This window comes from Oceaniovalibus sp. ACAM 378 (assembly GCF_008085915.1).
Classification (GTDB): Bacteria; Pseudomonadota; Alphaproteobacteria; order Rhodobacterales; family Rhodobacteraceae; genus Oceaniglobus.
In genome coordinates this window covers 1-24089 of record NZ_VSJK01000001.1, presented here as the reverse complement: position 1 = coordinate 24089, position 24089 = coordinate 1, and the positions used below count along the sequence as shown (strand labels likewise).

General features: G+C 60.9%; 21 protein-coding genes. All 21 read left to right on the top strand.

The window, feature by feature from the left end; genetic code table 11:
* Window positions 1–74 precede the first annotated feature (74 nt).
* A complete protein-coding gene (locus tag FQ320_RS00105; RefSeq protein WP_148468832.1) occupies window positions 75–1334 on the top strand; it encodes an ABC transporter substrate-binding protein in 1260 nt (419 codons plus the stop codon).
* A gap of 148 nt (window positions 1335–1482) precedes the next feature.
* Entirely contained in the window at window positions 1483–2913 is a 1431-nt protein-coding gene (locus tag FQ320_RS00100) for an aldehyde dehydrogenase family protein (protein WP_148468830.1), read from the top strand.
* A 149-nt stretch (window positions 2914–3062) separates the two neighbouring features.
* Window positions 3063–3962 (top strand): AraC family transcriptional regulator, encoded by a 900-nt coding sequence (locus FQ320_RS00095; RefSeq protein ID WP_148468828.1) that lies wholly within the window; start codon window positions 3063–3065, stop codon window positions 3960–3962.
* A 111-nt stretch (window positions 3963–4073) separates the two neighbouring features.
* Window positions 4074–5084 carry a branched-chain amino acid ABC transporter permease gene (locus FQ320_RS00090; protein WP_148468826.1) on the top strand — a complete coding sequence of 337 codons (1011 nt, stop codon included), beginning with the start codon at window positions 4074–4076 and terminating at the stop codon, window positions 5082–5084.
* Window position 5085: 1 nt separating this feature from the next.
* Window positions 5086–6135 carry a branched-chain amino acid ABC transporter permease gene (locus tag FQ320_RS00085; protein ID WP_148468825.1) on the top strand — a complete coding sequence of 350 codons (1050 nt, stop codon included), beginning with the start codon at window positions 5086–5088 and terminating at the stop codon, window positions 6133–6135.
* Window positions 6132–6926: an ABC transporter ATP-binding protein gene (locus FQ320_RS00080; protein ID WP_148468823.1), complete on the top strand. Its 795-nt coding sequence runs from the start codon at window positions 6132–6134 to the stop codon at window positions 6924–6926. Before FQ320_RS00085 ends, FQ320_RS00080 begins: the two co-directional genes overlap by 4 nt.
* A complete protein-coding gene (locus FQ320_RS00075; protein ID WP_148468821.1) occupies window positions 6919–9054 on the top strand; it encodes an ABC transporter permease in 2136 nt (711 codons plus the stop codon). Before FQ320_RS00080 ends, FQ320_RS00075 begins: the two co-directional genes overlap by 8 nt.
* A gap of 2 nt (window positions 9055–9056) precedes the next feature.
* Entirely contained in the window at window positions 9057–9881 is an 825-nt protein-coding gene (locus FQ320_RS00070) for a phosphoenolpyruvate hydrolase family protein (protein ID WP_148468819.1), read from the top strand.
* Between the two features lie 36 nt (window positions 9882–9917).
* Window positions 9918–13121 carry a flotillin family protein gene (locus FQ320_RS00065; RefSeq protein WP_148468817.1) on the top strand — a complete coding sequence of 1068 codons (3204 nt, stop codon included), beginning with the start codon at window positions 9918–9920 and terminating at the stop codon, window positions 13119–13121.
* The gene (locus FQ320_RS00060) at window positions 13122–13559 is read left to right on the top strand and encodes an SRPBCC family protein (RefSeq protein ID WP_148468816.1); all 438 of its coding nucleotides are present in this window, start codon (window positions 13122–13124) and stop codon (window positions 13557–13559) included.
* Window position 13560: 1 nt separating this feature from the next.
* Window positions 13561–14007, top strand: a complete 447-nt coding sequence (locus FQ320_RS00055) for an SRPBCC family protein (RefSeq protein ID WP_148468814.1) — start codon at window positions 13561–13563, stop codon at window positions 14005–14007.
* The gene (locus FQ320_RS00050) at window positions 14004–14795 is read left to right on the top strand and encodes a xanthine dehydrogenase family protein subunit M (protein ID WP_148468812.1); all 792 of its coding nucleotides are present in this window, start codon (window positions 14004–14006) and stop codon (window positions 14793–14795) included. Before FQ320_RS00055 ends, FQ320_RS00050 begins: the two co-directional genes overlap by 4 nt.
* On the top strand, window positions 14795–15277 hold the full coding sequence (locus FQ320_RS00045; protein WP_148468810.1) for a (2Fe-2S)-binding protein: 483 nt from the start codon (window positions 14795–14797) through the stop codon (window positions 15275–15277). The genes FQ320_RS00050 and FQ320_RS00045 overlap by 1 nt, the downstream gene beginning before the upstream one ends.
* Window positions 15274–17196, top strand: a complete 1923-nt coding sequence (locus FQ320_RS00040) for a xanthine dehydrogenase family protein molybdopterin-binding subunit (protein WP_148468809.1) — start codon at window positions 15274–15276, stop codon at window positions 17194–17196. The genes FQ320_RS00045 and FQ320_RS00040 overlap by 4 nt, the downstream gene beginning before the upstream one ends.
* A 1-nt stretch (window position 17197) precedes the next feature.
* Entirely contained in the window at window positions 17198–18262 is a 1065-nt protein-coding gene (locus tag FQ320_RS00035; RefSeq protein WP_148468807.1) for a xanthine dehydrogenase family protein molybdopterin-binding subunit, read from the top strand.
* Window positions 18263–19144 (top strand): MoxR family ATPase, encoded by an 882-nt coding sequence (locus tag FQ320_RS00030; RefSeq protein WP_148468805.1) that lies wholly within the window; start codon window positions 18263–18265, stop codon window positions 19142–19144.
* Window positions 19141–20247 (top strand): VWA domain-containing protein, encoded by a 1107-nt coding sequence (locus FQ320_RS00025; protein WP_148468804.1) that lies wholly within the window; start codon window positions 19141–19143, stop codon window positions 20245–20247. The genes FQ320_RS00030 and FQ320_RS00025 overlap by 4 nt, the downstream gene beginning before the upstream one ends.
* Window positions 20244–21119 (top strand): amidohydrolase, encoded by an 876-nt coding sequence (locus FQ320_RS00020; RefSeq protein ID WP_148468802.1) that lies wholly within the window; start codon window positions 20244–20246, stop codon window positions 21117–21119. The genes FQ320_RS00025 and FQ320_RS00020 overlap by 4 nt, the downstream gene beginning before the upstream one ends.
* A gap of 11 nt (window positions 21120–21130) precedes the next feature.
* Window positions 21131–21979 carry an N-acyl homoserine lactonase family protein gene (locus tag FQ320_RS00015; RefSeq protein ID WP_148468800.1) on the top strand — a complete coding sequence of 283 codons (849 nt, stop codon included), beginning with the start codon at window positions 21131–21133 and terminating at the stop codon, window positions 21977–21979.
* A gap of 27 nt (window positions 21980–22006) precedes the next feature.
* Entirely contained in the window at window positions 22007–23611 is a 1605-nt protein-coding gene (locus FQ320_RS00010) for an isochorismatase family protein (protein WP_148468798.1), read from the top strand.
* A 148-nt stretch (window positions 23612–23759) separates the two neighbouring features.
* Window positions 23760–24089: helix-turn-helix domain-containing protein (locus FQ320_RS00005; RefSeq protein ID WP_148468796.1), on the top strand; the 330-nt coding region annotated here is incomplete at its 3' end.

The window sequence follows — 24089 nt, the reverse complement described above, 5'->3', positions numbered from 1 at the left end:
GCCGCCCGCTTACCCCACCATGGGGCCGCGTCCCGGCGCGACGAACGCGGGCGCCTCATATGGGAGGAATTGCAATGAAAAAAACCTATCTCGGGACGATTTCCGCACTTGCGTTGATGACCACAGGCGGCATGGCTTTTGCTGACGCGCACAGCGGTCCGCTCAAGGTTGGCATTCTGGTCACGCTTGAGGGCACCTATGCCGTCCCCGGCGAAGACGGCGTGCGCGGCATCAAGCTGGCGATGGAGCAGGCCGGAAACATGGCCGGCGGTCGCGAGATCGAGCTGACGACCGTGTCCACCGACACCACCCCCGACAGCGCCGTACGCGGTGCGCGCAAACTGGTCGAGCAGGACGGCGTCGATATCGTGATCGGGCCGCTTTCTGGTTCCGAAGGCATCGCAATCCGCGACTATTCAAAAACCCAGCCGGATGTGACCTTCATCAACGGTATCTCGGGGGCGCAGGAAGCGACCTATGTCGACCCCTCGGAAAACTTCTTCCGCTACAACATGGAAGGCGCACAGTGGTCGGCCGGTCTGGGCGATTATGTCGTCAACGAAAAGGGTTACAAGACCGTCGCGACAATCGGCGAGGATTATTCTTTCATCTATACTCAGGTTCTGGGGTTCGCAATTGGGTTCTGTCAGGCGGGCGGGGAAATCACCGAACGCTTCTGGGTGCCACTGGGGACCAAGGATTTCGGCTCGATCATCGCATCGCTGCCAGATGACGTCGATGCGATCTATCTGGGGCTGGGCGGCGGCGATGCCGTCAATTTCCTGAACCAGTATCAGCAGGCAGGCGGCGAGGCGAACCTGATTGGCGGCACAATCATGGTCGATGGAACCGTGCTCAACTCGAAAGGGTCGGCAAAGGATGCGCTGATCGGTGTTCCCTCCTCCGGACCTCAGGCCGATACTTATGACGGCGAAAAGTGGGTCGCCTATGTCGATGCCTACAAAGAGATGTTCCCGGATGGTTTCCCGACGCCGTCGCTGTTCGCCACCGGTTACTACAACTCGACCAATGCGATGCTTCAGTGTGTCGAGCAGGTGGGTGGCAATCTTGGCGAAGGTCAGGCCGATTTCCGCGACTGCCTGAAAAATCTGCAACTGGATGCGCCGAACGGCATGATCACGCTGGACGAAAACCGTCAGGCGATCGGCACGAACTTTATCACCGAGGTTCAGGAACAGCCCGATGGCACGCTGGCCAACAACGTGGTCAATGTGGTGGATGGTGTCGATCAGCGTCTGGGTCTGAGCAAAGAAGCCTTTGACGCCATCGGGCTTCCCAGCCGCGACGCGCCCGAGTGCAAGACGTCCTATTGATCGATTGAACTGACCGGATTCCGGGCGGCGCCTGCCAGCGCCGCCCGGAATTGTATTTTATCTCAAAAGCTTGGCGACCTGCCGCTGGTCTTCCGTCCCTTACGCGGCTGGATTGGAATGCGGTGCAGCGGTTGCCGAAGGAAACACCTTGAAACCTCTGCTGATCGGCGGCGAATGGGTCCGCACTTCCCACGGGGTCGATGACATCAACCCGTCGGATACGACGGATATCATTGACAGTTTTGCTCAGGCGGGCGTGGCGGAAACCCAGACTGCTATCGCCGCCGCTGCGGATGCGGCACCCGGCTGGGGTCTGTCGAACCCACAGGACCGCCATGATATCCTGCGCCGCGTGGGAGATGAGATCATGGCCCGGGCAGATGAGTTGGGCCATCTCCTGTCGCGCGAAGAGGGTAAAATCCTGTCCGAAGGCGTGGCTGAAGCGGTGCGCGCCGCCCGTATCTTCCACTTTTTTGCGGGCGAGGCGCTGCGCCTGAGCGGCGAACTCCTGCCCTCAACCCGGCCCGGTGTGACGGTGGAACTGACCCGCGAACCTGTCGGCGTGGTCGGGGTGATCGCGCCATGGAATTTCCCGCTCGCCATCCCGGCATGGAAGATCGCGCCGGCCCTTTGTTACGGCAATACGGTGGTGTTCAAACCCGCCGAACTCGTTCCCGGCTGCGCCCATGCGCTGGCCGAGATTCTGCACCGCTCCGGAGTGCCTGCGGGTGTATTCAACCTGCTGATCGGCAAGGGCTCGGTGGTTGGGCAGGCGATAATCGACGATCCGCGGATCGACGCAATCACCTTTACCGGCAGTCAGGCAACCGGCGAACGGGTGGCCCGCGCCAGCCTGCCGCACATGCGCCGTATCCAGATGGAAATGGGCGGAAAAAACCCGCTGGTCGTGTTGGATGACTGCGATCTGGACCGCGCCATCGCCTGTGCGCTGGACGGTGCGTTCTTTTCCACCGGGCAGCGTTGCACCGCCTCGTCCCGCCTGATTGTGACCGAAGGCATCCACGACCGATTTATCTCCGGATTGGCCGATGCCATGGCGCGGCTGAAGGTGGGTCATGCGCTGCACGATGGCACCGATATCGGCCCGGTGGTCGACGCGACCCAGCTGGAGCAGGACCTGCGGTATATTGAAATCGCCCGCCGCGAGGGCGGTCATCTGCGGCACGGCGGCGAGGTGCTGCGGTCGGACACGCCGGGGTTCTTCCTGTCGCCCGCGCTGATCACCGGCACGACCGCCGACATGACGATCAACCGTGAAGAGGTTTTTGGTCCCGTCGCCAGTGTGATCCGCGTGCGTGATTATGATCAGGCGCTGGCGGTGGCCAATGACACGCCGTTTGGTCTGGTGGCGGGGATTTGCACCAGCAGCCTGAAACATGCCAGTCATTTCAAACGGATGGCGCAGGCCGGTATGGTGATGGTCAACTTGCCGACGGCCGGTGTCGACCCCCACGTACCCTTTGGCGGGCGCAAGGCCAGCAGCCATGGACCGCGCGAACAGGGCTCGTGGGCGCGCGAATTCTTCACCCAGGGCAAGACGGCCTATATTCATCCCTGATCACTGTCGGTCTGGCGTTACGCCGTTGTTGACGTAACAATGAGTATGATTCTTGAACTCTCGGGTTCTGCCCGAGATGGGTGCCCATGTGGCACTGAAACCCGCGACATTCGCCGTAAGAGCGGAGCGCAGACCGGGAGGACGATAAGATGAGCCATGCGGTATCCGTGTCACACGGAGCCTTCGGGCGTGCGACCCTATATCGGTTGGATCGCCCGATAATCAACCATGCGCACCGCGAAGGTCATCTGGTGTTCTGCATCGGCGGAGCCGACGGTTCGATGACCGTGGCCGATGCGAAAGTGCCCGCCACCGCGCTGACCGCCTGTGCGATCAACCCGTGGGAGCCGCACAGCTGGGACGGCGCCGACATCGACCCCGGCGCCGAGGTGATGAGCCTGACCCTGTATATCAAGCCGATGTGGTTTCTTGAGAATTCGGAGTCGGCTGAATTCGCGCTGAAATTCGGGCGTCCTGATATCGCGATCACACCTTTCATTGGCAATCTGATCAAGCGCCTGACCGCTCACATGCTTGAGGATGAGGACAACAAGGGCTTCGACGACCTGCTTTTTGCCCTGACAAGGGAATGTTTCGAACAATCCTGGGCCCGCGCACCGGTGAGCAATCTGAACCCAGCCTTTCAACGGTCCAGCGATTTTCGGGTGCGCCGTTCGCTGCGCCTGATGCAGGATCGGATGACCGACGATCTGGACATCGAAGGGATTGCCCGTGCGGTGGGCCTGTCGCGGCCGCACTTTTTCAAGCTGTTCAAACAACAGATGGGCGTCACGCCGAATATCTATCTCAACACGCTACGGGCCGAACAGGCGATCGAGGATTTGCTGACAACCGACAAGACGGTCACCGATATTGCCCATGATCTGGGGTTTTCGTCACAGGCCAGCTTTACCCGGTTCTTTTCCTCCAACGTCGGCATCGCGCCCAGCGAATACCGGCGTGTGGCAAATTGTTCGCCCGCCGCTTTTCCGATGATTGGCCACCCGGAAAGACTTTCGGGTATGCCGGTTGGCGCTGTGTCGATCTAACATCGCCGCAGGGCCCGGGAACAGGGCGCGGGAGGATTTGATGACAATGGGATCGCGAAACGCGCAGCAATCGGGATCGGGGCAGCGAAGCCGCCGGGAATCCTGCACCGGATGAGGCTCTTTGCCACCCGCCATCCGGTCTGGGCCGCGATTATCGCCGTGGTCGCGGCGATTCTGCTGTGGATGATCTTTGCGGTCTGGCCTGACGGGCTGGAAGACGTGATCGGCCGCAAAAAGGTGTTTCTGAACGCATTGTTCAATGGCATCACCTTGGGCGGGCTGTATTTTCTGGTGGCCAGCGGGTTCACCCTGATCTTTGGACTGATGCGCAATGTCAATCTGGCCCATGGCTCGCTCTATCTGCTGGGGGGCTATGTCGGATATTTTGCCGCCGAGGCGACGGGATATTGGTTGCTGGCCTTTCCGGTTGCCTTTGTCGTCGTCGGGTTCTTCGGCATCCTGCTGCAAGTTCTGGTCTTCCGGCGGATGGAGGGCGAGGATTTGCGCCAGACGCTTGTCACCATCGGGATTTCCATCGTCGTGGCTGACTTGATGCTCTGGGGGTTCGGCGGCGATTTTTATAACATTACACCGCCGCAGTGGTTGTCGGGCCCGATGGACACATTTTTCGTGACCGCCGTCAAATCTTCGGGCGAACCGGTGTTCATGAAGTATCCGATGGTGCGCATCGTGATCTTTGCGGCTTCGGTCGTCGTCGGGGTGGCGATGTGGCTGGCGCTGAACAAGACGCGCATCGGTATGATGATCCGTGCCGGGGTCGATGACCGTGACATGCTGTCGGCGACGGGTGCGCGGATTCAGATCGTGTTTGTCGGCGTCTTTGCCTTTGGCGCGGGGCTGGCCGGGATCGCCGGCGTGGTCGGCGGCACCTTCCAATCCATCGCCCCGGGGGAAGATATCCGGTTCCTTCTCGCAAGCCTCGTTGTGGTGATCGTCGGTGGCATGGGGTCGATCCCCGGAGCGGCTCTCGGCGCATTGCTGATCGGATTGGCCGAACAATTCGGATCGGTATATTTCCCCACCTATGCCGTGGTGCTGACTTTTCTGATCATGGTTGTCGTGCTGGCCTTCCGCCCGCAAGGCTTGTTGGGGCGCGCCTGATATGGTGGCTATCGACTCTCCTCGCACCACGACCACGGACCTGCGTCGCCGGATTGCGTCCGTCCCACCCGCCTATTGGGTGCTTGGCATCCTGCTGCTGATCATACCGGCATTTGCCAGCGATTTCGTGATGTTCCAGATCATGGGCTGGACGTTCATCCTTGGTCTGATCGCGCTGTCGCTGATGTTTCTCGGCGGTTATGGCGGCATGGTTTCGCTGGCACAAATGGCATTTGCGGGGTTTGCGGGCTATATGGTCGCGATCTTTGGCGACAGTGCGATCAGCGGCATATCGCAGGGCTGGCCGTGGTGGATCGTGATCCCGCTTGCGCTGTTCCTGACGGTTATCTTTGCTACCGCGGTTGGCTGGCTGGCTGTGCGGACCGAGGGTATTTACACCATCATGATCACGCTCGCCATCGCGGCAGCGTTCTTCTATTTCACCCGGCAGAACTATGAGCTGTTCAACGGGTTTCAGGGGTTCAACTCGGTCCTGCCGCCAGAGCTGTTCGGGATCGACTGGCGCGGCCCCGAGGCGTTCTATTACCTTACGATGTTCTGGGCCGTTACCGGGTTTGGCGCGGTGCTTTATGTATCGCGTGCGCCGTTCGGGCTGGCGTTGCAGGGGGTTCGTGACAACCCGCGCCGCATGGCCGCGCTGGGGTATAATGTGACGGCACACCGGGTTGCCGCCTATGCCTTCGCGGCGGTGATTGCCGGAATTGGCGGCATTCTTCTGACCTGGCAGTCGGCGCAGATCTCGCCCGGAACCGTAGGAATCCAGTCTGCCATCGACATTCTGGTGATCGCGGTGATCGGCGGGCTGCGTCATCCGATCGGCGCTTTTATCGGTGCTTTCATCTTTGTACTGCTCAAGACTTTTGCGGTGGATGTGCTGATCGCGCTTGGGCTTGGGGGTGAACGGTTCCAGCTGCTGATCGGGATGGGGTTTCTGATCATCGTATTCTTTTCACCCGACGGCCTGCTCGGCCTGTGGGAAAAGCTCAAGGCAAGCCGTCGCCGCGATCCATTGACCGGGGGCCAGAGATGAGCGTTTCCGCCACCAATATCTCCGACAGGATGGCCGCCACCGGCACCGCCAATGCTTTGGAACTGCGCGGGGTCAGTAAAATGTTCGGCGCGCTTGAGGCTCTGGGCGACATCGACATGACGGTCAAGCCGGGCGAGCGGCGCGCGGTTCTGGGCAGCAACGGTGCGGGCAAAACGACTCTGTTCAACTGCATCACCGGCGATTTCCCCCCGACCACAGGCTCGATCCGGTTCTTCGGCGAGGATGTGACCGGCTTTCCCGCGCAAGAGCGTATTCGCCGGGGGTTGCGCCGTACCTATCAGATATCGCTGTTGTTTACCGGTCTGTCTGTGATCGACAATATCTATCTGGCCTGCCGGGGCGTGTCGCGTGGGCGGTTTTCCCTGCTGCGTCCCCGCCGCAATGACGCTTTGATGCAATCGGCCGAGGATCTGGTGCGCGTTGTCCACCTGGATGATGTGCGTGACACGATGGTCAGCAATCTGTCCTATGGTCAGCAGCGGCAGTTGGAAATCGCGATGGCCCTGTCGGGCGCGCCGCGCTTCATCCTGTTCGATGAACCCGCGGCAGGGCTGTCGCCCACCGAACGGCGCGAGCTGGTCGATATCCTGACCGGCCTGCCGGGCCATGTGGGATTTATCATCATCGAACATGACATGGATGTCGCGCTGCGCGTGTCCGACCGGGTGACGATGATGCACAATGGCCGCATCTTCAAAGAGGGCAAACCGGCCGAGATCGAGGAAGATCCCGAAGTGCAGGCGCTGTATCTTGGGGGTGGTCATGGCTGAGCGGGTCGGAAATATCCTCGAGGTCAAGGATCTCAACGTCTACTACGGTCAGTCGCATGCGTTGCAGGGGGTGAACCTGACGCTGGGCCATGGCGTGCTGTCGGTGGTCGGGCGCAACGGCATGGGCAAGACGACGCTGTGCCGCGCGATCATGGGGTTGGTGCCCACGGCGGCAGGCTCGATTTCGCTGGCCGGTCAGTCCCTTACGGGGCTTTCCCCGGCCGAGGTCGCGCGTCTTGGTGTCGGATATGTGCCACAGGGACGGCGTCTGTGGAAATCGCTGACCGTCGATGAACACCTGCAACTGGTGGCGAAAAAGGGCGGCGCATGGACCCCGGAACGGATCTATTCGATCTTTCCTCGTCTGGCCGAGCGTAAATCCAACGGTGGCGGTCAGCTCTCGGGCGGCGAGCAGCAGATGCTGGCCATCGGGCGCGCGCTTTTGCTGAACCCCCGCCTTTTGGTGATGGACGAACCGACCGAAGGTTTGGCACCCGTCATCGTGCAACAGGTTACCGAAATGCTGATCCGGCTGGGGCAAGAGGGGGATATCGACGTTCTGGTGATCGAACAGAACATCGGCGTCGCCTGTTCCGTGGCCGAACGTGTGGCGATCATGGTGAATGGCAAGATCAATCGCGTGATGGACGCGGGATTGCTGGCCGGTGATCGTGAACTGCAACAGGCCCTGCTGGGGGTGGGCCGCCACGCCCATGACGAAACCCCCGACGACACCCAGCGCCAGGCGGAACATGCACCCAAAGGTCCCGCCAAGGTCTATCTGTCGAACCCCAAAACCCCGACACGTTGGAGCGCGACTGTCCCGGTGCATGTTCTGGAGCATTCGGCACGCACAGTCACCGAAGTGGCGACCAAGCGATTGGAACAGGCACCCAGACCCGATGCGCGCGGTGGAATTGTCTATGTCTGCGGCACGTTTGACACCAAAGGGGACGAGTTGCGGTTTATGCGCGACATCGTCAAATCCCATGGCGTACGGGTGGCTCTGGTCGATTTGTCGACCCGCGGCAGACCCTCGGGCGCCGAAATTCCGCCTGCCGTGGTTGCCGGATTCCATCCGCGCGGCGCGGCGGGCGTATTTACCGGTGATCGCGGTAGCGCGGTGGCAGGTATGACAGTGGCATTCGAGCGTTGGGCGCGCAGCCGGGGCGACATCGCAGGATTTCTGGCGGCTGGTGGGTCGGGCGGCACCGCGATGGTTGCACCGGGGTTTCGTGTGCCGCCAGTGGGCGTGCCAAAGTTGATCGTTTCCACCGTGGCCAGTGGAAATATCGCACACTATGTCGGGCCCAGCGACATAACGATGATGCACTCGGTCGCCGATGTGCAGGGTCTGAATTCGATCACCCGCGAGGTCCTGGGAAACGCTGCAAACGCGGTGGCCGCCATGGCAAAGGCGCGAAGTGTGCCCAGACCGGCGATTGACAAGCCTGCCATCGGGTTGACCATGTTCGGCGTCACCACCACCTGCGTGCAACAGGTTGTCGCACAGCTCGACGATTTCGACTGTCTTGTTTTCCACGCCACCGGGACAGGCGGAAGGGCGATGGAAAAACTGTTATCATCCGGTATGTTGTCGGGCGTTCTTGATCTGACCACGACCGAGGTTTGCGATATGATCGCGGGTGGTGTGTTCGGGTCGGATGAAACCAGATTCGACGCCGCCATAGCATCGCGTCAGCCGTTCATCGGGGCCTGCGGCGCGCTTGACATGGTGAATTTCAATGCACCTGATACGGTGCCTGAGAAATACCGCGGCAGGTTGCTGTATGAACATAATCCGCAGATCACATTGATGCGCACCACGGTTGAAGAAAACGTCGCAATGGCACGTTTTATTGGCGAAAAAATCAACCGGATGAACGGTGTTGTGCGGTTTTTCCTGCCCGAGGGCGGAGTTTCAGCCTTGGATGCTCCGGGGCAACCGTTCTGGGATCCTGCCGCCAACCGCGCCCTGTTCGAGACATTGGAAAAGACGGTTAACCAGACCGCGAACCGACAGTTGGTGCGCGTGCCGCATCACATCAATGATCCGGCCTTTGCCGATCTGGTGGTCAAGACTTTCCGGTCTTTCCACACCCAGCCCATACGCGCCAAAGGAGCCTGAAGATGCATGACCGCACCGAACTTATGAAGAAATTCCGTGCCATGCGCGACGCGGGCACACCCATTGTCGGTGGCGGCGCCGGGACCGGCCTGTCGGCAAAATGCGAAGAGGCGGGGGGGATCGACCTGATCGTCATCTACAACTCGGGTCGGTATCGTATGGCCGGGCGCGGATCGCTGGCGGGGCTGATGCCTTACGGTGACGCGAACGCCGTGGTGATGGAAATGGCGGGCGAGGTTCTTCCGGTGGTCAAACATACGCCGGTGCTGGCCGGGGTCTGTGCCTCGGACCCGTTTCGGCTGATGGACAAGTTTCTGGATCAGATCAAGGCCGCGGGATTTTCGGGGGTGCAGAACTTTCCCACTGTCGGGCTGATTGACGGGACGTTTCGCGCCAATCTGGAAGAGACCGGAATGTCCTTTTCTCTCGAGGTCGACATGATCCGCATGGCCCATGAAAAGGACATGCTGACAACGCCTTACGTGTTTTGCGAGGATGACGCCCGCGCGATGGCCGGGGCAGGTGCCGATATCATCGTCGTCCATCTGGGCCTGACGACCGGCGGGTCCATCGGCGCGGAAACCGGCGTGACGCTGGAGCAGGCGCCGGGACTGACCGATGCCTGGGCGAAGGCGGCACTGGAGGTGAACCCCGATGTTATCGTGCTTGTACATGGCGGCCCGGTGGCGATGCCCGAAGATGCCGAATACGTCCTGAAGAACACGAAGCACTGTCACGGGTTCTATGGCGCTTCGTCGATGGAGCGTCTTCCGACCGAGATAGCACTTACTGAACAAACTAGAAAATTCAAGAATATCAGCCGCTAGAGCGACGGAATTCACCCAGTACATGAGGATTAACACATGACCGGACAATTGATAGGACAGCTCATCCTGTGGCTGATCATGGCGGTGATCGTCATCTTCATCCTGTATTGGGTGATGAACTGGCTGTATCGCCGCTCGACCAAGGAAATCGCCTTTGTCCGCACCGGATTCCTGGGGGAAAAGGTGGTGATCGACGGCGGTGCTTTTGTCTGGCCGATCATTCACGACATCACGCCGGTCAACATGAATTCGCTCGATCTGAACGTGACCCGGGAAAAGGACCGTGCGCTGATCACCAAGGACCGGATGCGCGTGGACATCGAGGCGTCGTTCTATGTCCGCGTGGCGCAGACGCGGCAGGCGGTCACCCTCGCAGCCTCTACCCTTGGGCGCCGGACGTTGGAGCCCGAGCGGATTCACCAGTTATTGTCTGGGAAATTCGTGTCGGCGATGCGCGCGGTCGCGTCGGAAATGACGATGGAAGAACTGCACGAACAGCGCGGCGAATATGTGCGCCGGGTGCTGGCCTATGCGCAGGAGGGGTTGGATAAAAACGGGTTGGAACTGGAAAGCGTTGCGATCCTGGATATCGATCAGACGGATATCGAATATTTCAATCCTTCCAATCGGTTCGACGCCGAAGGTCTGACTTCGGTGATTGAGGCGATCGAGGGGCGACGCAAGCTCCGGAATGACATCGAACAGGATACGATGATCAAGATCCGCACGCGCAACCTTGAAGCCGAGCGGCAGAGCCTTGATATTGAACGTGAATCGGAATCGGCCCGGCTGGATCAAGAGCGTGATATCGAATTCCGTCGCGCCCAGCAGCGTGCCGACCTTGCCCGCGAACGTGGCGAACGGGAAAAGGAGGGGGAAGAGGCGACCCTGCTCAGCCGCGAGGCCATCGAACGTGCCCGGATCTCAAACGAAGAGCAGATCGCCGAAGCCCGAATTGCCTCGGAACGGAAAATCCGACAGCATGAAATTGAACGCCAGCGGGTGATCGACGAGGCCGAGATTTCAACCCGCGAAGTCGTCGAAAAGGCGCGCATCCTGCAGGAACGTACCCTGACCGAGGCGCGGATCACCAACACCCGCGACACCGACGCAGCCGAGATTTCCGCCCGCGAATCCATTGAAAAGGCGCGTATTGCGCAGGAGCGCAGCTTAACCGAGGCGCGGATCGAGAAGGATCTGCAAACCCAGAGCAGCGAGATCAATCGCAAACGCATCATCGAAGCGGCCGATCTTTCTGCTCGCGAGGTGATCGAAAAAGCCAAGATCGCGCAGGAGCGGGAAATCACCGAGGCGCGGATTGATTCAGAACGCAACACCCGAGAGAAGGAGATTGCGCGCAACCTTGCCATCGAAGAAGCCGAGATCGCCAGTCGAGAGGCATCAGAACGGCTGCGCATCGCCCAGGAGCGGACGATCAGCGCCGAGCGCATCAGTTCGGACAGGGAAACCCGCACGCTGGAAATCGAACGCAGGAAAGCGCTTGAAGCTGCTGAAATCGCAAGTGAACAAGCGATTGAGGCTGCGCGGATCGCCCGTGAAAAGATGCTTGCCGCTGAACGGATCGAAAGCCAGCAGGCCACTCGTGCGTTGGAAATTGAACAGCGTCGCGTGTTGGACAAGGCCGAAATCGAAGCCTCGGAAATGACCAGCAAGGAACGGATTGCGCAGGAGCAGCGCGTGCGTGGATTGGAAATCGCGCGCAACGAGGCCATAGAACAGGCCGAAATCGCGGCGCGCGAGGCTGTGGATAAGTCCCGCATCGCCACCGATGCCCGTACCGCCGTCGAGAGGATTGAAAGCGAAGAACGCACGAAAGAGCGCGATCTGGCTCGCGAACAGGCGGTTGCATTTGCTGAAACCGCCAAACAGGAAGCGGTCGAGGCGAAACGCATCGCCAAGGAGAAAAAGCTGGCCGCCGAGCGCATTGCCTATGAACAAGACATGCGCGAGCGTGAGATTGCCCGCAACCGCGCCATCGACGTGGCCACAACAACCGCTCAGGAAGTGGTCAGTGCCGCCAAGATCGCTGAATCCGTTCGCACCCGGGCGGCCGAAATCGCCCGTGACGCTGAAATCCGCAGTCGCGAGATTGAGAAGCACGAGGCGATCGAGGCGGCTGAAATCTCATCCCGCCGGTTGATCGACGGTCAGCGGATCGAGAAAGAGTCCGAGACGACCATCGAGAAGATTGCCCGCGACCGCAAGATCCGGGATCTGGAGATCCAGCGGAACCAGGCGTTGGATGCTGCCCAGATCGCTGCGGATCAGGCCATCGAGGCCGCCCGGGTTGCCAAGACCAAAACGGTAGACGCCGAAAGGATCGGCGCCGAGCAGGAGTTGGAGGCGAGACGTTTGGAGCGCCGCCGTGCGCTGGAACAGCTTGAAATCGCTCGGGTTCAGGCCTTGAACGAGGCCGAGATTGCCAGTCAGGAAGAGATTGAGCGGGCCCGTATCGCGTCGGAACGCGGGCTGGATGATGCCCGCATCGGCCACCAGACCGAGCGTCGGCGTCTTGAAATCGGCCGCGAAAGGGCCGTGGAAGAGGCAATTATGGAAAAAGCCATCGCGCTGTATCAGAAGTCGCTGGATCAATCCGCTGCCGCCATTGAGGCCGACAATGCCCGCGCCCGCGCCGTCGAGGCCGCAGAGAAGGTCAAGACCGCAGGCGAGCGTGAAGAGGCGTCGCGTCGCAAGGTTGTCGGCGTGACAGCGGCCGAACTGGAGGCGGAAAAGACCCGCATCAAGGCCGAGGCCGACAAGATCCGCAGCGCAGTCGAGGCCGAGGCGCAGAAGCTGATCAACGAGGCCGAGAACGTTCTGACCGAAGGCGCGCGCACCTCGCTGTTCAAGCGCAAGATGCTCGAGCATGTGGAAGGCATCGTCGCCGCCAGCGTCAAGCCGTTGGAAAAGATCAACGATATCCGGATCATGCAACTGGGCGGCAGCGGCACACAGGGGCTGAACTGGGCCGATGGATCGCCGGGCGGCAGCGGCGGCGGCGGTTCAAGCCCGACGGACGAGGTGATGAACAGCGCCTTGCGCTACCGTGTGCAGGCGCCGATGGTCGACAGTTTGCTGGCTGATATCGGGCTGGACGGTGCGAATATCGGCAAGTCCGACATATTCCGCAATGCCTCGGACATGACGCGCGCGGCAAACGAGATGGCCCGCGCCAAGTCCTCAAAACCGGCGGGCGAAAAGCCCGGGGAGAAATCGTAAATGGCACGTGTTTTCATCAGTTCCGTCATCCCCGCCGAGGCATCGCGCGTCTGGGAAAGGATCCGCGATTTCAACGCCATGCCAAAATGGCACCCGCGCATCCGCGACAGCCGGATCGAAGACGCCCTGCCGGGAGACAAGATCGGCTGCATTCGAAACTTTCACCTTCAGAATGGTGATATGATCCGTGAAAAGTTATTGGGACTAAGTGATTACGATACGTTCTTCACCTATTCCATGGTTGAGGGCCCAATGCCCCTGTGGGACTATATGGCGACGGTTCGACTGACCCCCGTGACCGATGGCCTACGGACATTTGCCGAATGGTCGGCAGAATTCGAGTGTGAGGCGAAGGATGAAGCCGATCTGATAAGCGGGATCGGGACCAATGTGTTTCAGGGCGGTTTCGACGCGCTGAAACGGCATTTTGGGGGCTGAGATGGTCACCGTCATCCGCAGCACTATTCTGGCGGCGCCGATTGAGGCGGTGTGGGATGTGGTGCGCGATTTTAACGGCCATGACCGCTGGCATCCCGCCGTGGCAACAAGCGCCATCGAGCGGGGCCGCGACAGTGACCGTGTCGGATGTGTGCGTGCGTTTCGGCTGGCTGACGGGTCGGAGCTGCGCGAGCAATTGCTGAGCCTTTCGGACGCTGAAACCACCTTCAGTTATTGCCTGCTGGATACGCCGATTCCGCTGCTGAACTATGTCGCGCATTTGCGGCTGATCCCGGTGACCGACAGCGATCACACCTTCTGTGATTGGCGCAGCCGCTTTGACACCCCCAAGGGGCGCGAGGCCGAGCTGGCGGCGATGGTGGGCGATAACATTTACTCCGCGGGGCTCGACGCAATCCGCACGCATATGGGGCTGGAGGGCGCATGAGCTTGAGTGTTGAGACATATCCGACCCTGCGCGAAGCATCGCAGGCGATCGGCGATCGGGCGCGCTATATCGGCGGTGGGACGCTGTTGATGCGGGCTGTGAACTATGGCGATCAAAGCTTTGATCGGATTGTGATAAGTCGCGAGATCGACCGAACCATCCGCAATGAGGGGCAGGGGGTGAGGATCGGCGCGGGGGCGACGATGGCCGACGTTCTGGCGTCGCGTGATGCAGGGTTTCTCCATCCTGTGGCGCGGGTCATCGGTGGTCCGGCGGTGCGCAACATGGGGACGGTCGGCGGCAATCTGTTCGCCGCGGCGCCCTTTGGTGACTTCGCCACCGCACTGCTTGCGCTGGATGCAACGGTGCAAATGGCTGACGGGCAAAACCAGCCGATGGAGAGCTTCCTGTCGGGGCGTGACCGGGCGCGCGGGTTGGTGGTGGCCGTCACTGTGCCACGGGTGTCCGAGCGGGAATTCCGCTTTGCCAAGATCAGCCGCGTGAAACCGAAAGGTGCGTCGATGATGGCGATTGCCCTGTGGCTGCGCGGCTCGGGCCGGATTGACGAGGCGCGGATTGCCTTTGGCACCATGGGGCCGACTCCGCTGCGGGCGAAGGCGGCGGAACAGGCGCTGCGCGGGCGCGACCTGACCGAGCCGGGGATCGCCGCGGCTTTGGCGGTATGTTGTGACGGGTTGCAACCCGCCGATGATCCGCTGGCAACCGCGTGGTATCGCCGCGCAGTCGCGCCGGTGCATCTCAAACGACTTTTGTTGGAGACAAGGTGATGGCCAAAGTACCGCTGACCTTCACGCTGAACGACGCCGAAATCGGGGTGTTTGTAGTTCCCGGCAGCAACCTGTTGGACGTCTTGCGCCGGGGCGCGGGCGATCTGACGCCAAAAGAGGGCTGTGCTCAGGGCGCCTGTGGCGCCTGCACCGTGCTGATTGACGGGGTGCCGCATCTGTCCTGTCTCACCCTCGCCGAAATGGCCGAGGGGCGGCGTATCTCGACCACTGGCGGGCTGGCGGTCGGGCCGGAACTTCACCCGCTGCAGACCGCCTTTATGGAGGGGTTCGCCGCGCAATGCGGATTCTGCACTGCCGGTATGTTGATGTCGGCCAAGGCACTGCTTGACCAGACACCAAATCCGACAAGGGATCAGGTGATTGAGGCGATCAGCGGCAATCTGTGCCGGTGCACCGGATACGAACCCATCGTCGACGCCATCCTGACGGCGGCGGCAAAGATGCAGGGGAGAACCGCATGACCACCGTCGAATTCCGCAAGGATCTGTTCGCCGACGAACGTGACGACACACTGCACGAAATCGGCAAGCCGACGATACGGCAGGATATTCTGGGCCATGTCACCGGGCGCACGCCGTATTTCGACGACCATCTGTTTGACGGGTTGCTGCACATGCGCGCGGTCCGCTCGCCGCATCACCACGCCCGCATCCGCAATATCGACACCTCTCGCGCTGCCGTTATGCCCGGTGTGCGGCGTGTGGTGACGGCCCGCGATGTGCCGGTGAACTTGAACACGCTGCTGTCGCTGATCAATTTCGGTCGCGATGATGAACCGCTGTGTGCCCATGACAAGGTGCGGTTTCTGGGGGAGACTGTCGCCTGGATCATCGCCGACACTGAACGGCAGGCGCGCGATGCGGTGGCGCAGGTGCGGGTGGATTATGATCCGCTGCCGCATGTTTTGGATGTCGAGGAGGCGCTGAAGCCTGGCGCGCCCCTGGTGAACGAAGTCTATCCCAACAACACCTTCGATTATCACGGCAAGTACGATCATCAAAAGCTGCGCTTTGGCGATGTGAATGCCGCCTTTGCCCGCGCCGATCACATTGTCGAGGCCGAGTATCAGATGTCGCCGATTGAACAGGCGCCGATCGAGACTTGCGGCGCGATTGCCGCTCCCGAACAGAATGGCCGCTATGTCTGCCATACCAACACGCAGGCGCTGTTCTTTTCGCTGGGCACCACGGCCAAGCTGCTGGATATGGCGTCGTCGCGGCTGCATTTCATCGGCGGAACGTCGGGGGGCGGATTTGGCGGCAAAGTGGATTCCATCGTCGAACCTACCGCCGTTCTGGGTGCCGTTCTGACCGGACGACCGGTGCGTTTTACCTGGGACCGTTACGAGGAAATGCAGGTCGGCGCACCGCGCGGCGGTGAACGCTGGCGGATCAAGGACGGGGTAATGGCCGACGGCTCGATCATTGCCCGCGAATTCACCGGGTTCTTCGATTCAGGCGCCTATATGCGGCTGTCGCCCTATGCGATCATCAAGGCGGCAGGGCATCTGCCGGGGCCCTATTCGATCCCGAATATTGCCGCCAACGTCTTTTGCGTCGTGACAAACCGCACACCCGCTACGGCGATGCGGGGCTTTGGCATCACTGCCGCCGATTTCGCCATTGAATGCCACATGGACCGGGTGTCCGAAGTGACCGGAGTCGACCCCATCGCGCTGCGGCTGAAGAACGCATACCGTGACGGCGACATGAAGGCGCACCGGCGGGTGGCAAAGAACACCGCTTTGATCGAGTGCTGTCAGGTGGCAGCGGGAAAGGCAGGTTGGCCGTTGTCGGCGGATCTGGCCGCGATGACATCGCTTGGGGGCGGGCAGGGTGACCGTGCGCTGATCCCCGAAACCGCGACGGACGAAGAAGGCCGGATTGGCGAGCGCCGTGCAGGCCGCGCGCCTGACACCGCGCCGTCGAAACGACCGACTGGACGGGTGGCAGCCGGGCAGGCGGGCCAGGCGGTTGTCGCCGTCCCGGTCCAGAATGAGGACATGCAAATCGAGGTCGACAGGATCGGCCACGCCATCGCGGCCAGCCACGGCGCACCGGTAGCCAGTCCTGCGCCGACCTATGCGCGCCAAGCGATTGCGCCGCAAAGGACAGGTGCCGACATCGTGCCACCAAGGCCCGCAGCACCCCCGCAGGCTGCTCCTGTTGCAGCGTCACGGGCTGCGCCACCCGCCTATGCGCCACCGTCACAGCAGGCGGCGCCATCCGCCTATGCGCCACCGCCTGCCGCACCGACACCGCCTGCGTCACCGCAGGCCGCGCCACCCGCCGAAAAACCCTATCAACCTGATCGTCCGTTCAGCAGGGGGGTGCGCAAACCCGGCACCTCACCCTTCCTGTCCGGCACGCGGAGACGCTGAGATGGCCATTCACCGGGGGCGCGGTTTCGCCTGTATCAACTATCCCATCGGCATGAACCTTGGCGGTGATCCGGCACAGGCGTTGGTCCATTCCACGCCCGACGGTAAATTCATGGTCGCTCTGTCGGCGATCGATCTGGGGCAGGGGATGAAATCGGTCACCCGCCAGATCGCCGCCGAAACTCTGGGTGTGCCGGTCGAAGATGTCTATGTCGATACCGCCGACAGCGACACCGGCCCGCATGATATGGGGTCTTTCGCCTCGCGCGGGACCCACCGGGTCGGCAACGCAGTGATCCGCGCCAGCGCCGAGGCGCGCAAACAGATGATGGAGGCGGCGGCTGACGAATTGGAGGTCAACGCCGCCGATCTGACCACCGACGGGCGTGGGAATATCCACGTCAAGGGCGCGCCAAGCCGCAGTATCACCGTGGCCGACACAGCCACTGCTGCGCAATTCAAGCAAGGGCGCACGCTGTCGGGGCGCGGTATTTTCCTGATCCCCCCGTCCGATGCGGATCCCGATACCGGAGAAATGACCCCGGTGACCTGTTTCGCCCATGCGGCATTGGTGATCGACGTGATCGTTGATGACGAAACCGGCGAGGTTGAGGTGACCGAGATCAATTCGGCTTATGAGGTCGGTCGGGCGCTGAACCCGAGGCTGGTGGAACAACAGTTGATCGGCGGGGCGTGGATGGGCGTTTCCCACGCGCTTTATGAAACCACCGAACCCTATTACCCCGACCGCTCGCACGGGCCCGAGGATTTCAACACCTACCTGATGCCCGGACCCGGCCAGATCGTGCCGCACCATATCGCGGTGCTGGAACGCCCGGCCGAGGACGCGCCATTCGGTGGCAAGGGGCCGGGCGAAATGTGCGCCAATCCGGTTCTGCCCGCCATCGCCAATGCGATCTATAACGCCGTTGGTGTGCGGTGCGACCGGTTGCCGATCACGCCGGAAAAGGTGTTGCGCGGGTTGCAGGCGAACGGCGGAGCCCGCCCGCAGGGTGGCAATAATGGCGCGACGCAGGGCGGCAGTATGCCACAGGGTCAGCGCTAAATGGCAGTCCGCCCCAACATTGCCGGGCTCGGAAGCCCCGATGCGTTGCAGCGCGCCCTGATCGACGCGCAGTATCTGGCCGACGATGCCCTGGCCACGGCCAGTTATCTGGCGCTGGCACTGGGCAAGCCGATGCTGCTTGAGGGCGCGCCGGGTGTTGGCAAGACCGAGGCGGCCAAGGCTCTGGGTGGGGTTCTGGGGCGGCAGGTGATCCGGCTGCAGTGTTATGAGGGCATCGATGCGGCGGCGGCGCTCTATGAATGGAACTATCCCCGGCAGATGCTGGCGATACGGCAGGCAGGCGACGAACAAGTGGATCTGTATTCTGAGGATTTTCTGTTGGAACGTCCGCTGCTGACCGCTTTAAGAAACCCCGCCACCTCGTTGTTACTGATCGACGAAATTGACCGGGCGGATCATGAGTTCGAAGCGTTTTTGCTGGAATTCCTGTCGGATTTCACCATCTCGATCCCGGAAACTGGCACCGTGCGCGCCACACAGCCACCGGTTGTCGTGCTGACCTCGAACCGCACCCGTGATCTGCACGAGGCGCTGCGCCGGCGCTGTGTCTATCACTGGATTGATTATCCCGATCCGGCACTTGAGGCCGAGATCGTCATGGCCCGGGCATCGCAGGTGGCGCGCGCAACGGCGGATGCAGTGGTTGCATCGGTCAACGCCCTGCGCGGCGAGCCTTTGGCCAAGCCACCGGGTGTGGCCGAGACAATCGAATGGGCCGAGGCGGCGACGCTGCTGAACACCCAGGGCGCGCGCTGGCCCGATGCATTCCGCCGTGCGATTGGCGTGGCAATCAAGGATCACGATGACATGGCCTTTCTCGCGCCGCGGCTGGATCAACTGCTCCCCGGAGAGGCGGCATGACTGAGCTTTTGCCCCGTGCCCTCGCCCCGTTCATTGCGTTGCCGCAGGCGCTGCGTCGTGCGGGAATGCCGGTGTCGCCCGATCAAACGGCAGGATTTATTGCGGCTGTGGGCCTGTTGGGTCCGCGCGACATGACCGATATCTGGCGGGCCGGGCGTGCGCTTTTCTCGATCCCGCCGGAACGGCTGGAGGAATACGACGCGCTGTTCCGGGCGATCTTTCTTGGGCAGACGGTTGCCGCACCGGGCGAGGGCGACGACGACAGTGTCGAGGCGTTCGAGCCGACCGGCGACACCCATGACATCGAAGCGGGCGACGACACAGAAGCAGGCGGCGATGCCGTGGTCGCCGAACGGTTGGGCCGACGCGACATCGCGGCAGACGATGCCGACCGCGCGCTGGCGCGGCTGCGGCGCGAGGCTCCGGCGGCACTGCCTCGGCGATTGTCCTATCGCCGCAGGCGGGCGAAACGCGGCGATGCACCCGACCTGCGCCGCACCCTGCGCGACGCTTCCCGCCACGGCGGTGAGGTGACGCACCTGTTCACCACCCGGCGCAAGACCCGGCAACGGCGCATCCTGTTGTTGATCGATGTTTCCGGATCGATGAAGGATCGCACCGAACCGACGCTGCGACTGGCTCATGCGGTGATCCAGGCGGCCGACCGGGCCGAAGTGTTCACCCTTGGCACCCGGCTGACGCGGATCACGGCGCCCCTGCGCCTGTCTGACCCGGATCGCGCGCTGAGCCGAGCGGCGGCTGCGGTGGCGGATTTCGATGGTGGCACAAGGATTGGCGAGGCGCTGACGGCGTTTCTGGCCGTGCCACGCTTTGCCGGATTTGCCCGGGGCGCAGCGGTGGTTGTGCTCTCCGACGGGCTGGAACGGGGTGATCCGGCTGCCATGATCGATGCGGTCGCGCGGCTGGGGCGAAGTGCGTGGCGGCTGGACTGGCTGTCGCCGCTGGCGGGAGATCCCGACTACAGCCCCGAAACCGCTGGAATGAAAGCGATTTTGCCAATGATCCATTTGGCCGACGGGGCAGGGACCGCAGCCATCACCAACCACATTTTGACCATGGCACGTGAAAGGCGGACGGCATGATCGACGCACATCACCACATCTGGCTGCAAAAGGATCTGCCCTGGCTTCTGGGCCCGGAACAGCCAAGGATATTCGGGCCTTACCGGGCGATCATGCGGGATTATACGATCCACGAGTATCAGGCCGATCTGGCCGGAACCGGCATCACGAAATCGGTCTATGTTCAGGCAAACTGGGCACCAAACTGGTTCATGGACGAAGCCGCCTGGGTACAGGGCGAAGGCGAAGCCTCTGGAATGCCCGATGCCATCGTCGGATATGCCGATTTCACCACGGGCGATGTGCGCGATCAACTGGACCGGCTGAAACCCTATGACCGGATGCGCGGTATCCGTCAGCAGTTCCACTGGCACGAGAATCCGACCTATTGTTTCGCCGCCAATCCGGATTTGTGCCGCAATCCGACCGTGCAGAAAAACATCGCGCGGTTGGGGGATTACGGCTGGAGCTTCGATCTTCAGGTGTTCCCGTCGCAGATGGCCGGTGCGGTCGAACTGGCCAACGCCTGTCCGCACATCACGTTCATTCTGCAACATGCCGGAATGCTTGAGGATAATTCTGATGCGGGTCGCAGGGAATGGCGCGATGGCATGACAGCGCTGGCCGATTGTCCCAATGTGGTGACGAAATTATCGGCCTTCGGCACGTTCATCCACCGCAACGATCCTGATTTCATCGAAGACATGATCGTCAGCACCGAAAACATCTTCGGCGCGGACCGCTGCATGTTCGGATCGAACTTTCCCATCGAAAAGCTCTGGACCAGTTACACAGAACTGTTCAACGCCTTCAATAAGGGCGCCAAGTCACTGAGCAAGAAGAAACAATCCGCAATTTTCAACGACACGGCCGCCCGTGTCTATGGCATCTAGGGAGGGCGCATATGGCCTTGCAAATCCACGTTCTTGATTACGGCGATATCGAACTTGAGACATCGTTTCTGGTGCTGGGCCACGAATGCGGTCGGGTCCGCCGGGTGCCGGTCTATGGGTTTTTGATCACCGGGGGGGAACATCCCGTATTGGTCGATACCGGCTATCGCGACAATGCGATCATGGAGTCGCTCGGCATGCGCGGGTTGCAGTTTCACGACAACCTGATCGAAAATCAACTGGTGAGACATGGGCTGCGGCTGGGTGATATCCGTTATATCCTGCACACCCACCTGCATATCGACCACGCCGGGCAAGACGACAAGTTTCCGATGAACACCACCGTTGTCATCAACCGGCGCGAGATGGAGTTTTCGGTCAGCGGCATCATGTTCCCGCAATATCCCAAACCCGATATCAAACATCTGGTCGACCGGATCTATGAGCCCGAGGCGATGCGGTTCCTTGATCTCGACATCACCGGCGGCGAAGAGATCATTCCGGGCGTCTGGTGCGAATATGCAGGCGCCCATACCGAAGGGTCGATGAACGTGATCGTTGAAACGGCGGAAGGTCTGGCCTGTATCTGCGGCGATGTGATCTATGATTTCAACGATCAGATCGTGAACCATGTCCACACGAACAATTGGATGGAGCCCCGGGTGACTGGCAACCACAGCCAGTCAAAGCGCGAGGAAAAGGGCGCGATCAAGAAACTGCTGAACAACTATACGTTCCTGCTGCCGATCCACGACAAACCGGCAAAGATCGAACGGCAAAAGGTTGTCGGACGGCTGGGTATGACGGTGCCCGGGCCGCTGACCCAGACCCTGCCCGACCGGCCCTGGTTTCCGGTCTGATCCGCACGTACCGAGAAAGGACGCCCCATGGCCCATACCGCCATTGCCGACAGTTTCCGCTCCCTGATCGACGAACATGAACCCATCCGCCAGATCGGCACCGGGTACATCTTTACCGAGGGGCCGCTCTGGCATCCGGTGGACCAGTCACTGATCTTTTCCGACATGCCGGGGGATGTGCGGCGACAGTATGTGCCGGGGCAGGGCGTGCGTGAAATCGCGCGCCCGTCAAACAAGGGCAACGGCATGACCTATGACGCCGACCTGAATCTTCTGGTCTGCGAACATTCGACATCGTCGGTGGTGCGCATCACCCCCGACGGCACGCGAACGGTTCTGTGCTCGCATTTTCAGGGGCGCGAGTTGAACAGCCCGAACGATATCGTCGTCGGCAAGGATGGCGCAATCTGGTTCACCGATCCCACCTATGGCCGGTTGGAACATTTTGGCGTGCCGCGCCCGACACAGCTGGGATTTCAGGGTGTATATCGTCTTTCGCCCGGTCACAGGGCCGGTGATGAACCTGAACTTGTTGTGGACAACTACCTGTTTTCGCAACCAAATGGGCTTTGCTTCTCGCCTTGCGAGCGCTGGATGTGGGTGAACGATACCGATCAGGCAAACATCCGCATGTTCGATGTTATCTCTGGTCGTCTGGAGAACGGCCGGGTTTTCGCGGGTGGCATCAAGGATGCGTTGAAACCCGGTTTGCCCGACGGAATGAAGGCTGACCTCCACGGCAATATCTATGTCACGGCACCCGGCGGCGTCTGGGTCTATTCGTTCCATGGCGAGCTGATCGGCAAAATTGCCTGTCCTGAAATGGTGGCGAACCTGCATTGGGGCGGTGCCGATTGGAGCACACTTTACCTCTGCGCCACGACTTCACTTTACGAATTACAAACGAAAACAAAGGGTCGCGACGAACCTTTCATGTATCCCAACCCGGTCCAACGGCGCCCACAACTGCAAACCCAACCGCAAACCATGCCAAGACCCGGACTGATCACCGTGCCGCTCAAGGACCGTATCATCGGATCGCGCAGCGCTCTGATCCTTCAGGATCTGCAGAACGATGTGATCATGGAGGGTGGCGCTTTTGCGGCCAGCGGATCGCCTGAACATGCCCGGACCCAGAACGTTCTGGCCAATGCCGCGCGACTGGCGACGGCGGCCCGGGCCAATGGCGTGATGGTCATCCATGTCTGGATGGTCTGTGAACCGGGGCATCCGTTCCTCGCGCAACACGCGGCCCTGATGCAAAGCCTTAAAAAGGAAAAGGCTTTGGTGCGAGGTACTTGGGGCGCGAGACCAGCGCCGGGAGTCGAGCCGCAATCCGGTGATTTGATCGTTGAAAAGATGTCGATGAGCGGATGGGAAACCACGCGCCTTGAAAGCTATCTGCGCCATGGCGGCCGCGACACGATCATCAACTGCGGCGCCTGGACCAACATGAGCGTTGAACACACGGCGCGGACAGGAGCCGACAAGGGATTTCACATCGTCGTTCCCGAAGATGCCTGTTCGACGATGAATGAAGACTGGCACCGGGCATCAATCAACTTCGCCATGCAGAATGTCGCAACAGTGAGCACCACAGATGCCGTAATCGCCGCGCTGACACGGGAATGACGTGACAAAACAAAACCGTTTCTGGGATAGATGGTCAATAGATATACAACATAATACCGATTATGAGATATATGGATATAGCCGGGGCACATTCTAAACTGGGTTGCGACAAATCCCCTATCTTGCTGGAAAGCAAGGAGAACGGAAGATGGGCCACACAGAGTTAGGATTACGTGAGAGACGCACTATAGAAGACATGTTGAATGCAAAGATGTCGGTGGACAAGATTGCTGCTGAGATTGGTAGGCATCGTTCAACCGTGTTTCGCGAGATCAAGCGGAACAGATATATTGATGACGAGCTGCCAAAGCTGAACGGCTATTACGGGGTGACTGCACAAAGGTCTGCCGGCGACCGGCGCGCGCGTCGGCGCAAGCTGGTGCGGTTTATTGAACTGCGAGATGCCGTGATCAAACAGCTCAAGGCAGGCTGGTCTCCGGAACAGATCGCGAGTCGACTTAAGTTTGACGGCCAAGCA